Here is a 14,204-nt window from a genome sequence, read left to right as displayed (position 1 = left end):
TTCCAATTCTGTACAAATCAAAAATATGGAGTATAATAAGTTGAAACTTTAAACATCAGGAGTAGAGTGCATTGAATAAACAAAATAGCCGTTATCGCTGGATTGTTTTTGCTGCCGTATTGTTTACATATTTTTTAATAGTGAGCCAACGCACAGCACCGGGGTTAATTTCTGATCAGTTGATGAAGGATTTCAATCTGACCGCAGCAACGATCGGCTTATTGACCAGCATTCAATTTTTGGCATACGCCGGGCTGCAAATCCCTGTTGGCATCTTTTCGGACCGATATGGGCCGAATTATTTCCTAATCATTGGTGCCGTGCTAAATGGTATAGGAACATTGATTTATAGTATGGCGCCGAACGCTTTTTTTCTTTTGCTTGCCCGATTACTTGCAGGTATTGGAGATTCGACCATCTGGGTGAATTTGGTACTGATTTTGAGCCAGTGGTTTAGAGTCCAAGAATTTGTTAAATTGCTTGGGATGGCGGGGATGGCCGGAAGCTTGGGCTTCCTGATGGCGACGGTTCCGTATTCCGCTTGGATTTCCAGCTTTGGCTGGCGGGCTCCGTTTTTTTCAACCGGAGTGATTTTGTGTCTTTGCGGGCTGATGCTTTATTTTGTTCTTGTTAAAAGGCCTAAGCAATTAGCCTTAACAGATTCCGAGTCAGGGGTGAAAAAGGCGGTTCGTAAGAAAGGACAAAAGCGGGAAAACACGCTTCTTTTGCTGCGCCGGATTTTTTCCAGCCGCCAGGCATGGGCCACCTTTTTGTGCCACTTTGGGCTTGTTGGAACGTATGTAGGGTTTATCGGATCGTGGGCTGTGCCATATGGGATGCATGTCTATGGCATGACCCGCTCGGGGGCGAGCCAGCTGATTATGGTCGGCCTGATCGGAGCGCTGATTGGCGCACCATTGACCAGTTGGATTTCCAGCAGGTTGGATTCGTTAAAGCGCCCCTATATTATTGTGCATATCATTGTATGTTTAAGCTGGATTGTCTTTCTCATTTTTGGAGGGAAGCCCCCTATTTATCTGCTGATGATTCTATTCCTGATCATCGGGTATGGAAACGGAGCCAGCTCCCTAACATTTGCCGTTGTTCGCCAATCGTTTCCTATCCAAGAGGTTGGCGTTGTTTCTGGATTCGCCAATACCGGCGGGTTTATCAGCGCGGTTCTTCTCCCGAGTATTTTTGGGAAAATATTAGACCATTTTCATGCAGCTTCGATTAGCACGGGATACCGCTATGGGTTTATGATCCCGGTTATGTTCACGTTATTGGGATTGATAGGCGGACTTCTCATTAAAGGGAAGCGGAAGGAAGCCGAGCAGACAGGTGAAGTAACGGCATAGAGCGGCGGGGCCGCCCGAGAGAAATTTCCATTTGACGAATAATGGCTAGTTCACTATAGTAAAAATAGAAAAAAGAATACCCGTACGCAAGCGGGAGAGGTTCATAGCTTTAAACCCTCTATAAAAAACTATGGATACATGACCGCAGGCCATGTCCATAAGGACGTGGCTTTTTATGTTTCCTGATTAGTTGGCAATAAAGCAGTAAAACTCTCTATTTGAAAGTGCAGGGAACTATTGGTAGGAGGTTTTTTTATGTCTGGGAGATCAGATGAACAAGGTCTAAAAGACTTAACGTTATTAGGAAATCAAGGTACTTCATATTCATTTGAGTATGCGCCAGAGGTTTTGGAGGCAGTCGATAATCTTCACCCTGAGCGTGACTATTTCGTAAAATTTAATTGTCCTGAGTTTACCAGCTTATGTCCGCTGACTCGTCAGCCGGATTTTGCGACCATGTATATTTCCTATATTCCGGATAAGAAAATTGTCGAGAGTAAATCATTGAAACTATATCTCTTCAGTTTCCGTAATCATGGCGATTTCCACGAAGATTGCGTGAATATCATCATGAATGACTTAATTAAATTACTTGACCCGCGCTACATCGAAGTTTGGGGTAAATTTACGCCTAGGGGCGGCATTTCCATCGATCCATGGTGCAATTACGGAAAACCAGGAACAAAGTACGAGGAAATGGCTCAGTTCCGTTTGATGAACCATGATCTATATCCTGAAAAAATCGATAATCGTTAAGGTATTCATCCCTTCGGCCCAATGGCTGAAGGGATTTTTTATGGGCAAGGCAGTTTTAGTGAAGTTCTTGATTGGGACAACGTTGCAATTTGTAGTCCTAATTGGACTTGGATTCCGTTCGTTTCTCGTTGCCTAATTTGTCCTAGTAAGATACATAAAAAAAGCGCATGGTCCTATTAAAAAATGGTGATAAAAAAATAGAAAAGAGTCTATGAATCTATTTTTGTTAGGAGAATTTTAAAATATTACAATTTTTTCTCCGAATTGTGACACATTCTTTAATGTCAACGTGATATTTTTATTGTAATTACATAGATGGGGAGAGAGATATGAGAAAATTATCAGTGATTCTTGTTCTATTATTCAGCTTTATTTTTACAAATGCTCCAGCTGAGGCAGCAGGAAGTTCACAGTTAATCATTATCAACAAGCAAACGAATACTCTTGCATTCTATAATGCTGGCAAATTGGTCAGAACTTTCAGTGTGGCAACGGGGAAAACCAAAGATTTAACTCCTGAAGGGAACTTTAGGATTGTCACAAAGATCATAAATCGCCCTTACTATAAGCTGGGGATTCCTGGGGGAGACCCTCGTAATCCGATGGGGAACCGCTTTATGGGATTAGATGCAAATGGTACATACGGTGATACTTATGGAATTCACGGGACGAACGATGAGAGTTCCATTGGAAAATATATAAGCCACGGCTGTGTCCGAATGCATAATGCAGAGGTTCACTGGCTGTTTGATCAAGTGCAATTGTATACCCCTGTCATCATTACTTATTCTAGCAGCAGCTTTGATACGATCGCTCAATCAAATGGCTATAATGTGATCTCTAATGGCTGGGTACAAGTTAGTGGAAATTGGTTTTACTATGTAAACGGTAAAGCAACAACTGGATGGATGTTAAAAGGCAGCCAATGGTATTATTTTGACGGCAATGGCGTCATGAAGACCGGCTGGGTGCTTTATAAAGGGCAATGGTATTACCTTGATAAAAGCGGTGTTATGAAGACTGGCTGGGCGCTCTATAAGGGATATTGGTATTATTTAGATAAATCCGGTGTGATGCATACCGGCTGGCTGAGTGTTGGCGGGAAGACCTATTACCTTGATCAATCGGGTACCATGAAGACTGGCTGGGTGCAAATCAGCGGCAAATGGTATTATTTTAATAAAGATGGCTCAATGGCTGTCAATACAGCGATAAATGGCTACAAAGTGGGGCCGGATGGCGCCTGGATTCAGGTGGATTATGTGGCATTAGGGGATTCTCTAGCTGCAGGAATGACGCCTGAGGGGCAGGATGGTCCAGTTGTGAATGGCGTGGATCCGAACTGGGGATATCCGAATTATATTGCCCAGGATTTTTCAAAATCCTATCAACTTCTGAAATTTGTTAACTATGGTGTTTCCGGCTATAAGACGGATAATGTTTTAGCCGATTTGGCCAAGGCAGATGTGCAAAATGAAATTAAAAAAGCTACGCATATTACGATAGATATTGGGGCTAATGATGTGCTCCCATTGCTAAAAACAGATCTAAATCAGGTGCCTCAGGCCATTACGACAGCTGGAACAAACTTATATAAAATTTTGAGCACCATTGACCAACTGAATCCTAAGGCAAAAGTCTATGTTATGGGATACTACAATCCATTCCCATACTATCCACAAGACCAACAGGCTAAACTAGTGCCATTATTACAAGGGCTAAACGGAGCGATTCAGCAAGATGCTGTGAAAAACGGAGCCACTTTCGTTGCAACCGACGCAGTCATTGCAGCAAACTACAAAAACTACATTACGAACCCTCAGAATATCCATGTAAGCCTTCCAGGCTATCAAGTCATAGCAGGGGAATTCTGGAAGGTTATGCAGTAAAAGTGGTGCCTGACACCACTCGGCAGCGGTAGCCTAAAATGGTGCCGCTGCTTTTTTGTGTCCACCGAGGTAGACATGCTGTAGGGATTAATGGGGAAAATATCCTTTTAAGGTATATGTGTTGGGGGATTGCCGGATTGTTGTAATTGAAACATTTGTAACAATTTTTCGTGTATGCAAATTTGTTTACATGTTTACTTTTTGCAGACACTTCGTGTACAAATTTGTTTACATGTATACAAAATAGTTTACTTGGCTTTATAGCAAGATGTGTACAAATTTGTTATCGATGTTTACATTTTTGTGTGCATTTTTTCCAAAGTTTACAACCTGTTTACAACATTACACTTGTATTTCTTTTCGGTCAGCGCCATTGAGAAATCTAGTAATCTCCTATACCCTTATAGAAAGCAACTGGCCAGTACATAATGCAAATCTATTAAAAAGGAATGATCGGAATGACTAAGTCCAGAATTGCGGCTGTTGATGTAGGTAATGACTCGATTAAAGCTATTCTCGGGGAATTAGAGTATGAACTAAATATTCCTAACATAATTGCAAGAGATACCGTTGACCGCCCTGTGATTGGGATCGAAGAACTTGATGATAAAAATCCGCTGGATGGCATTCATATTAAGGTGCACTCCCCTGCCCTTAAAGAGAATAACGTTATTTATCGTGTCGGAAACTTAGCAGCCAAAAGTAACAATGCCACAGAATTAGATCCAGGCAGCAGTAAATCAGAAGAAGATCAAACCTTAATTATGCTGTTTGCTACTCTTGCCATGGATGCGGTGAGAGAGGAAAATGCGAAAATTTTTCCACAGACCAAAAATGTGATTGATGCCAATTACACGTTAGGAACCGGCCTGCCTCTCCGTGAAGTAAAGGAAGGAAAAGATGCGGGTTATCGCTCCAGGCTAATCGGCTCAGTGCATCAGGTGGAATTTCTTGTAACCCCGAAATACCAAGGCTTAAAAGTAAACATCAAATTTGAAGAAGTGAAGGTCTATCCAGAAGGTTTTGCTGCATTTATTAACCTTGTCATGGACCATAACTTGAAAATTATCAATAAAGATTTAATTGATAAACGTATTTTAATCCAAGATATTGGCGGGTTATCAACCGATATCGCCGTCATTAAAAATCGTAATGTAGACGATGATAAAGCCCAAGGCTTTAATCTCGGGGTATCTGAATCGCTCGAAGCAATTCGAGAGGAAATTCGAATCAAACACGGAGTCGAATTAGACAGCCGCAGTGATGTCGTGGAAATTATTACGAGAAAAAATGACCGCAACCACATCATGGTGAAAGGAAGCCGCACGAGTGTCCATGACATTGTCGATCGGATCCTTCTAGATTTGGCGAAAAAGCAGTACCGCCTGCTGCGCAATGTTTGGCAAAGGAATTCACAGACGGAAATCTGCTACTTTGTTGGCGGCGGTTCCCATGTTTTGAAGGATTACATTAAAACGCTGAATAATGGGTTGGACGGCTTCAACATTGAATTTTTTGAAGATGAAAAAGAAAGCATTTGGATGATGGCGAATGCTTATTATAAGCTGATTATGGATTATGTTAGGAAAGCGGAAAAACAAAAGGCTTCCCAAGAAAAAGCCCCTGTGAAGAACTAAGGCGGCGGGCCCATGAGTAAGGCAGCCACTAGTGAAATTAAGCGGGGCCAGGCCCTATCATTCCGCATCCCTTCCGACACCCCGGAACATCTGGTTAAGCAGCTGCAAAAACTAAAGGAAGCGGAGAGGCGTAATTTCTCCAGCAAGCTTGCGGAGTTTGTCCTGCAAGGGGTTAGCAGCTCTTATTCCCGGGAAAAGGAGACGGTCACCATCCCCCTCCCGAGAACGTTATCGAAGGCACAGCGAGATTGGTTAAAACATGAACATTCCGAGGCCTTGCTGGGCAGTATCGTATATCAGCTGATTTCTGACCCGTTACGGGCCACCGCCTTGCTGGCCTCACTAAATAGCAATTCAGTCGACATTGATGAGGCCCTATATCTTCAAGAGAAAGTATTTCCCGAGCAACTTTCTGAGATGGCTGCGGCTGCTTCAGAAGAAATCCCTTTTCAAGAGGAAGCTGCTTTTACAGTGGAAATCGATGATGATGATTTAAGTGAGTTTGCTTGGGAGCCTGGAGTTGAGGAGCCTGCTGCTGCCAAGGAAAGTGATGAGGAAGATTGGGATGCAGATGAGCTGCTGGGCGGGTTTTTAGCCAGCATGAATAAGTAATGAAAAAGGCCATGATTTGGATATCGTGGCCTTTTTTTTGCCGGAGAGTTTAACTTTCCTATCAGGCATAAGTGAACTAGTGTGTTTTGTTTGGCAACTTTTTGCTGGGAGTATCGCTGCCCTGCTTTTCCCGATTTTTCTGGTCCTTTTCCTGTCTTTGATGCAGCTTTTCAACAAACTCATGGGTGCTTTCATTTCCTGTCACTCATTACCCCTCCTTTACTGAACAATCGTTAATGTAACCAACCCGAATGGAAAACATGCAAGTTTTTCACAAAACCACCTGCAAAATGGACGAATAAAAGAATGTTAAACACATTTGAAAAGTACATATGTAATAAATGGTGCCTGACACCCGAGGGGGGAATGAAAGTGCTAGTAGTAATTTTGGTATTTTTGTTTGTTGTGTTTGTTGCTGGTCCGCTATGTTTGCTTTTTTGGCTTCAATATTTGGCGAGAAAACCGCAGCATTCGATTATCCGGGCGCATCCTTATTTGGGCTGGGTGCGTTATCTATTGGAAAAATTAGGGCCAGAACTAAGGCAATATTGGTTTGATAGTGATAATGACAGCAGCCCGTTTTCGCGTGCTGATTTTTTAGGGGTTGTCTTTTCGGCCAAATATCGAAGTGATCTGCTAAGCTTTGGTTCCAAACGGGACTTTGAAAAATCAGGATATTATCTAGCTAATAGTTTATTTCCGTTATTGAATGAAGAATTAAGAGTGGGCCAACAAGATAAGATTCATGCAATGAAATATAAAATCGATCATGAGGGGCTGTTGACGAGACGTGAACATCTGGAAGAGGATAAAACAACGCGTTGGCTTTACGTAGAAGAAGATGTGATTGTCGTCGGCCCGGATCGTGATTTTCCATGGAAACTTAGCGGGCCATTCGGTGCCTCGGCCACCTCTTATGGTGCGGTTGGCGAACATTACATTCTCTCTACAGGCAACGGCAGCCGTATGGCGGGAGGTTCCTGGATTAACACTGGCGAAGGCGGGATTGCCCCTGAGCATTTACAAAGTGGAGCCGACGTTGTGGCCCAAATCGGCCCGGGATTATTTGGCTTTCGTGACCAGGATGGAAATTTTTCACTTGAGGAATTTACGTTGCAAGCTAAGGAGCCTCATGTGAAGGCATTTGAACTAAAATTTGGCCAGGGGGCCAAAATTCGCGGCGGCCATCTCGAAGGATCGAAGGTGACAGTGAAAGTAGCTGGTATTCGAAAAGTACCGATCGGTAAAACGATCAATTCGCCGAATCGTTTCCCGTTTCTACATAATGCAACTGAAACCTTACAATTTATTAAAACTTTGCAGGATGTAGGTGGCAAGCCAGTGGGCATCAAAATAGTTGTTGGCAGCCACACAAGCCTTGATGAATTATTTACAGAGATGATCAGCCTGCAAATTTACCCGGATTTTATCACTGTAGATGGCGGAGAAGGCGGAACCGGTGCCACTTTTAAATCGATGGCCGACAGCATGGGACTGCCGCTGTATCCTGCTTTAATTACTGTCGTGGATAAGGCCTGCCAGTTTGGGGTTCGTCATAAAATCAGGATATTTGCTTCAGGGAAACTGATTTCGGCTGATAAAATAGCGATCGCACTCGGAATCGGCGCCGATGCAGTCAACTCTGCCCGCGGCTTTATGATTGCCAACGGCTGCATTATGGCGATGCAGTGTCATACAGGCAAATGCCCTGCCGGTGTAACGACCACTGACCCTAAATACCAGGCAGCACTAGCCCCTGAAGAGAAAAAGTGGCGGGTGATGAACTATATTATCAATGTCCGCCAAGGATTGTTTGCCCTTGCCGCTGCTTGCGGTATTGATACACCGCGTAAATTTACACGTGACCATATCGTGTTTAAGGCTGAAGATGGCCATGTGAAGCGATTATCCGAATTATTTCCGCTGCCTGTTCGGACGTCGGCCACTGAGGATGAAAATAGGTAAAAAAGCTAACCCGTTTGGGCTAGCTTTTTCATTAGGCTTTTTGTTCGAACAGCTTAATAATTTCAATAACGGTGTTGGTAGCTTTGATCATATTATCGACGGAAATAAATTCATATTTCCCGTGGAAGTTTTCGCCGCCGGTAAAAATGTTGGGTGTTGGCAGCCCCATGTAGGAAAGCTGTGAGCCATCAGTTCCGCCGCGGATTGGCTGGATGATCGGTTTAATGTCTAAATTCTCCATTGCCTGATGGGCAATTTCCACGATTTCTTTGACTGGTTTGATTTTTTCACCCATGTTGTAATATTGGTCTTTTAGCTCAAGCAAGATATTGTTGCTGCCGTATTTTTCTTTTAGTTGATTGACGATGTTTTGAATGGTCTCCTTCCTTTTGTTGAAAATTTCCTTGTCGTGGTCGCGGATAATATACGCAAGCTTTGTCAGCTCGACGTCGCCATTAAAGGAAAGCAAATGGTAGAACCCTTCGTACCCTTCTGTATGTTCTGGCGCTTCCTGCGGCGGCAGCTGGCTATGTAATTCCATGCCGATTTTTATTGAATTCACCATTTTATTTTTCGCAGAGCCTGGGTGAATGTTTGTGCCTTTAATGGTGATTTTTGCGCTGGCCGCGTTGAAGCTTTCGAATTCCAGCTCTCCTAGCGGACCGCCGTCCACAGTGTAAGCAAATTTTGCATTGAAGGCCGCCACGTCAAACTTGTGTGGTCCTCTTCCAATTTCCTCATCCGGCGTGAACGCAACGCGCACTTTACCATGCATGATTTCCGGATGCTTGATAAGGTAAGCCATTGCCGTCATAATTTCAGTTACCCCTGCTTTGTTATCAGCGCCAAGCAGCGTGGTGCCATCGGTTGTGATTAACGTATGGCCGTGATAATTTTTGAGATTTGGAAAGTCTTTTGGCGACATGACTACATTTAGTGCCTGGTTTAAGACAATATCACCGCCATTGTAATTTTCGTGGATTTGCGGATTGACGTTTTTGCCAGTAAAATCAGTAGCTGTATCAACATGGGCTAGGAAGCCAATCGTTGGTATGTCCTTTGTTGTGTTTGCCGGAAGAGTCGCCATGACATAACCGTTATCATCAATCGTAACCTCTTGCATACCGATTTGCTTTAACTCATCCACCAGCATATGAAGCAAAGTCCATTGCCCCTCTGTAGACGGACATGTTTCACTGCATTCATCTGACTGCGTATCCACCTTCACATAGGAAGTAAATCGTTTAATGAGTTCTTCTTTCAAAGTTCAGCACTCCCCTTTTTCAGCTTTTTACATGCTTATCATAACACTATGCGAGAGCGGTTACACGTTTTTTGGGTGGAGAGAGCGTGCTGAGTGCAGTTGATTTTTGGTGAGGAGAGTAGACTTTCGGATGAATCAGGGGAACTCTCGGATGGGGGGAGAAAACTCTCGGATGACCGGTAGAACCTCTCGGATAATCAGCCAAAACTCTCGAAAGGAAAATTAACTCTCGGATGGGGGGAGAAAACTCTCGGATAACCGGTAGAAACTCTCGGATAAGCAGCCAAAACTCTCGAAAGGAAAATTAATTCTCGGATAGGAGGAGAAAACTCTCGGATACCCGGTAGAAACTCTCGGATAAGCAGCCAAAACTCTCGAAAGGAAAATTAACTCTCGGATGGGAGAAGAAAACTCTCAGATAACCGGTAGAAACTCTCGGATAAGCAGCCAAAACTCTCGAAAGGAAAATTAATTCTCGGATAGGAGGAGAAAACTCTCGGATACCCGGTAGAAACTCTCGGATAAGCAGCCAAAACTCTCGAAAGGAAAATTAACTCTCGGATGGGAGAAGAAAACTCTCGGATACCCGGTAGAAACTCTCGGATAAGCAGCCAAAACTCTCCAAAGGAAATTAACTCTCGGATGGGAGGAGAAAACTCTCGGATAATCGGTAGAAACTCTCGGATAATCAGCCAAAACTCTCGAAAGGAAAATTAATTCTCGGATGGGGGGAGAAAACTCTCGGATAACCGGTAGAAACTCTCGGATCAGCTACTAAAACTCTCGAAAGGAAAATTAATTCTCGGATGGGAGGAGAAAACTCTCAGATACCCGGTAGAAACTCTCGGATAAGCAGCCAAAACTCTCGAAAGGAAAATTAACTCTCGGATACCCGGTAGAAATTCTCGGATAAGCAGCCAAAACTCTCGAAAGGAAATTAACTCTCGGATACCCGGTAGAAACTCTCGGATAGGCAGCCAAAACTCTCGAAAGGAAAATTAACTCTCGGATGGGAGAAGAAAACTCTCGGATACCCGGTAGAACCTCTCGGATAAGCAGCCAAAACTCTCGAAAGGAAAATTAACTCTCGGATGGGAGAAGAAAACTCTCGGATACCCGGTAGAAACTCTCGGATAAGCAGCCAAAACTCACGGAATAATCTCCCCGCCCCTTACCCCCTCAAATGAAAATTCATCTTAACTTAGCTTTGTGAATGGCTTGAAACACCAGTAATACTTACCGCTGGTATGTTTTCGTGAGTCATACTATAAGCCTGGTTACGGAATTTTCCAGTACTTTGTAAATTCATACTTTGTAATATTCTGGTGGCAGTATGGACATCCACTCCTAAAAACTCCCGGCACTCCCTATTCGTGATACTCCTTTTAAAAATCAAAAACCACTCCAGCAGCGTTCTTTGGTGGGCGAGGTGTTCGTGGCCCTTGCAAAACGGGCAATGCCATGTTCGTGGCAGCTTAATCATCCCGATTTTGCCGCATGTCAAACACCTGACGCCAGGCTTAAAGTCACTGGAAGAAAGCCTATATGATTCGCATATCGGTTTTGGAATATAACGTTCGTGGCTGTTAAGCAGTTCTTTGGAAATCCTTTGGAAAGTTTCTATATCCAATTTTTTCGCTTGTTGTGGGAGATCTTTGATAAATGAGGGAATCAAGTTGGGAAATAGTATTTTTGTTTTTGCTGGGGGGAGTTTCACTATTTGCTTTGGATAAGCCAGCACCACTGCGCCGTAAATAGGGAGATAGATTTTTCGGCTTTTAAACCAGGAGGACAAAAATTCACGGTTCCGTTCCAATTGCACCACGGGACTTTCATAGCCATCCTTATGGCCGTCCTCTAAAGTGCGGATTAATTGCGGGGGATTTTCCTTGAACTCCAGCAGGCCTGCTATATTTTTTACTTCAAAAACAACACCATACCAGGGGGTAAAACAAAACGTATCTGTTTGGAATTTTTCCTCTGCTCTGGGTGATAAATCGTGAAACGTGTGGAGTTCAAAAGGAAATGTAGATTTTCGCAACACTTCCGCCACCCTTTCCTCTCCACTAATGCCCGCTTCTGTTGATGATTGCTTTGCAGCTAATACAGGCAAGATGGGATTGCCGGCGGACAATCGGCTTTGAGCGGCAATTAACCCTTCAAGATTCAATGATAAGTCTCTGTCTTTCACACTAATGTTGAACCACCTCCAAATGATCACTTTCAACCTGCATCGTAGCACATCCTTCAAAAACTAACGATAGATTTCATATTTTTGTAAAAAATAATTCCTGAACGCTATTGACCGAACGGGTCAACAGGAATACAATGATGTTGACTGATGTGGTCAATGGTTTTTAGAAAGGGGCTGCCAGTATGTTTTCGAAATTTCTCAACTTGGATAAGGAAAAGCAGGATCGAATAATGAATGCAGCAATAAAGGAATTTGCTCAGAAAGGCTACGATAAGGCTTCGACAAATGAAATGGTCAAGGAGGCGGATATTTCAAAGGGGCTTTTGTTTCATTATTTCGGTAATAAAAAGAAAATGTATTTGTTTTTGTTTGATTATTTTTGCGAAATGATTTCCGCGGATTTTTATCAAAAAATTGATCTGTCTGAAACAGACTTTTTCAAAAGGATCAGTCAAGGTGTCCGTATCAAAATGGATTTATTAAACCAATATCCGGAAGCTTTTAAATTTCTAGAGGAAACCTATTTTGAGGATTCTGAGGAAGTGAAGGCAGAGCTGGAAAAAAGAATAAAGGAAATGAATGATATTAATTTTGGCAAGATTTACGAAGGCATCGATATTTCCAAGTTCAGAGATGATATGGACATTCAAAAAGTCTTAAAAATAATCACCTGGACATTTGAAAAAGTCAGTGAAGAGGAGCTTCAGAAGGTAAAACTGTCACCTGGGCACGAGATGGATTATCAACGAATGCAACAAATAGCTGAAGAATACTCTGGAATTTTAATAAAGGCCTTTTATAAGTGAAATCAAAAAAGGGAGGCTGAACCATGAATGTTATTGAAATAAAAAATTTGACCAAAACTTATGGAACAGCAAGAGGGATTACAAACATCAGCTTTAATGTGGAAGAAGGAGAAATATTCGGGTTTATCGGCCCGAACGGTGCAGGGAAGTCAACCACGATCCGAACACTGTTATCGCTGATTTATCCGACCAGTGGCAGTGCAACGATCTTTGGTAAAGATACGGTGAAATACGGGCCAGAAATCAAAAAGGAAATTGGTTATTTACCTTCAGAAGTTTTTTATTATGACAATATGAAAGTGAAGGATCTCCTAAAGTATTCCGCTAGTTTTTATAAAAAAGATTGCAGCAAGCGAATCAGCCAATTGGCGGAAATGCTCGATCTTGACCTTCATAAAAAAATCGACGATCTGTCTTTCGGGAATAAGAAAAAGGTGGGCATCGTCCAGGGTTTGCTCCACGAACCCAAATTAATTATTTTGGATGAGCCGACGAGCGGTCTGGATCCACTGATGCAGCAGAAGTTTTTTGAACTATTAAAAGAAGAAAATAAAAAAGGGACAACGATTCTATTTTCCTCGCATATCCTGAGCGAGGTTCAGAAAATGTGTGACCGTGTGGCGATCATTAAAGAAGGTCAGCTGGTAAAGGTAGAGAAGATCAGCATTCTGAAGGATAATAACCATAAACGATTTAAGCTGGAGACGAAAGTGCCGCTCGACCAAAGTTATTTCAAGATGGAGGGCGTTCAAAATATCGAAGTGAAGAATCATATCACGAGCTTCCTCTATAGCGGTAATATTAATTTAATATTGGCGAAATTGGCACAGCTCGAGCTAGTCAACCTGTGGATTGAAGAGCCGGATCTTGAGGAAATCTTTATGCATTATTACGAAAAGGAGTAATAAGCGATGAATATTTTTCTTCATGAATTAAAGGCAAATCGGAAGTCTACGATTATTTGGACTCTTTCATTGGTTGCTGTGGTGATTTTTTTCATGGCCCTGTTTCCTTCAATTACAAAGGATGCCGAGGGGTTTAAAAAGGTACTGGAAAATTATCCGGAGGGTGTTCGTAAAGTATTGGGAGTTTCCATTAATTCGATCACATCTCTGTTAGGATTTTACTCATATGTTTTTACGTATGTCGTGTTGTGCGGAGCGATTCAAGCTATGAATCTGGGGACCTCGATTTTATCAAAAGAAGTTCGTGAAAAAACGGCAGACTTTTTATTAACAAAGCCGATTACCCGAGTTCAAATTGTCACAGCCAAGCTGTTGTCAGCCTTTACTTCGCTAGTGCTGTCGAATGTTGTTTTTATCGCTGCTGCGATCATTACGGTAAAAGCTGTAAGCGGCAAAACATTTGATATGACGGCGTTTTTACTGATTTCACTAACGGCGTTTTGGGTTGAATGCCTGTTTCTGGCATTGGGTATCTTGATTTCGGTCACCTTGCCAAAAATAAAATCGGTTTTGTCGGTTTCGCTCGGCACTGTTTTTGGGTTTTTTGTCTTGAATATGCTTGGCTCTGTGATTGGCGAGAAGGCCATTCGCTATGTGACACCATTCAAATATTACGATACTACTTATATCATGAAACATAATAGCTATGAAACAACTTACGTTATCATTGAGATTTTATTTATTATGGCAGCCGTTACTGTCAGCTATTTAATTTATTCTAAAAAAGACATTCATGCTGTGTAAGGAGGTGCGGAGCT

The 14,204-nt window shown here is 42.6% G+C and carries 12 protein-coding genes and 1 riboswitch; of the genes, 9 read left to right on the top strand and 3 right to left on the bottom strand.

What is annotated here, in order from left to right:
• The first annotated feature begins 71 nt into the window (after window positions 1-71).
• The 5 genes from HPT25_RS07195 to HPT25_RS07175 all read left to right on the top strand — a co-directional run bounded on the left by HPT25_RS07195 (window position 72) and on the right by HPT25_RS07175 (window position 6,252).
• Window positions 72-1,358 carry an MFS transporter gene (locus tag HPT25_RS07195; RefSeq protein ID WP_173062008.1) on the top strand — a complete coding sequence of 429 codons (1,287 nt, stop codon included), beginning with the start codon at window positions 72-74 and terminating at the stop codon, window positions 1,356-1,358.
• 90 nt (window positions 1,359-1,448) lie between these two features.
• Window positions 1,449-1,496, top strand: a riboswitch (PreQ1 riboswitch).
• A 117-nt stretch (window positions 1,497-1,613) separates the two neighbouring features.
• Window positions 1,614-2,114 (top strand): preQ(1) synthase, encoded by a 501-nt coding sequence (gene queF, locus HPT25_RS07190; protein ID WP_173062006.1) that lies wholly within the window; start codon window positions 1,614-1,616, stop codon window positions 2,112-2,114.
• A gap of 329 nt (window positions 2,115-2,443) precedes the next feature.
• Window positions 2,444-4,003, top strand: coding sequence for a L,D-transpeptidase family protein (locus tag HPT25_RS07185; protein ID WP_173062003.1), 1,560 nt, complete (start codon window positions 2,444-2,446; stop codon window positions 4,001-4,003).
• A gap of 458 nt (window positions 4,004-4,461) precedes the next feature.
• On the top strand, window positions 4,462-5,640 hold the full coding sequence (locus HPT25_RS07180; RefSeq protein ID WP_173062000.1) for a ParM/StbA family protein: 1,179 nt from the start codon (window positions 4,462-4,464) through the stop codon (window positions 5,638-5,640).
• 12 nt (window positions 5,641-5,652) lie between these two features.
• Complete coding sequence (locus HPT25_RS07175; protein WP_173061997.1) at window positions 5,653-6,252, top strand: hypothetical protein; 600 nt, start codon at window positions 5,653-5,655, stop codon at window positions 6,250-6,252.
• 76 nt (window positions 6,253-6,328) lie between these two features.
• Here the strand turns inward: HPT25_RS07175 and HPT25_RS07170 are convergent, their stop codons facing one another.
• The gene (locus HPT25_RS07170) at window positions 6,329-6,457 is read right to left on the bottom strand and encodes a DUF4023 domain-containing protein (RefSeq protein WP_173061995.1); all 129 of its coding nucleotides are present in this window, start codon (window positions 6,455-6,457) and stop codon (window positions 6,329-6,331) included.
• A 161-nt stretch (window positions 6,458-6,618) separates the two neighbouring features.
• Between HPT25_RS07170 and HPT25_RS07165 the strand changes: the two genes are divergently transcribed.
• Window positions 6,619-8,217, top strand: a complete 1,599-nt coding sequence (locus HPT25_RS07165) for an FMN-binding glutamate synthase family protein (RefSeq protein WP_173061992.1) — start codon at window positions 6,619-6,621, stop codon at window positions 8,215-8,217.
• Window positions 8,218-8,248: 31 nt separating this feature from the next.
• Here the strand turns inward: HPT25_RS07165 and pepT are convergent, their stop codons facing one another.
• Window positions 8,249-9,481, bottom strand: a complete 1,233-nt coding sequence (gene pepT, locus HPT25_RS07160) for a peptidase T (RefSeq protein WP_173061989.1) — start codon at window positions 9,479-9,481, stop codon at window positions 8,249-8,251.
• Between the two features lie 1,201 nt (window positions 9,482-10,682).
• Window positions 10,683-11,672, bottom strand: coding sequence for a nuclease-related domain-containing protein (locus HPT25_RS07155; RefSeq protein WP_312857275.1), 990 nt, complete (start codon window positions 11,670-11,672; stop codon window positions 10,683-10,685).
• A 185-nt stretch (window positions 11,673-11,857) separates the two neighbouring features.
• Here HPT25_RS07155 and HPT25_RS07150 point away from each other — a divergent pair, with 185 nt between their 5' ends.
• Genes HPT25_RS07150 through HPT25_RS07140 form a run of 3 tightly spaced genes read left to right on the top strand, consistent with a single transcriptional unit; the run spans window position 11,858 to window position 14,190 of the window.
• Complete coding sequence (locus HPT25_RS07150; RefSeq protein WP_173061986.1) at window positions 11,858-12,481, top strand: TetR/AcrR family transcriptional regulator; 624 nt, start codon at window positions 11,858-11,860, stop codon at window positions 12,479-12,481.
• A gap of 23 nt (window positions 12,482-12,504) precedes the next feature.
• Window positions 12,505-13,386, top strand: coding sequence for an ABC transporter ATP-binding protein (locus HPT25_RS07145; RefSeq protein WP_173061983.1), 882 nt, complete (start codon window positions 12,505-12,507; stop codon window positions 13,384-13,386).
• Window positions 13,387-13,392: 6 nt separating this feature from the next.
• On the top strand, window positions 13,393-14,190 hold the full coding sequence (locus tag HPT25_RS07140) for an ABC transporter permease subunit (protein ID WP_173061980.1): 798 nt from the start codon (window positions 13,393-13,395) through the stop codon (window positions 14,188-14,190).
• The last annotated feature ends 14 nt before the right edge of the window (window positions 14,191-14,204 follow it).

Source organism: Neobacillus endophyticus, assembly GCF_013248975.1.
In the GTDB taxonomy this organism is placed as follows: domain Bacteria; phylum Bacillota; class Bacilli; order Bacillales; family Cytobacillaceae; genus Neobacillus; species Neobacillus endophyticus.
This window is presented reverse-complemented; position numbering and strand designations above follow the sequence as displayed.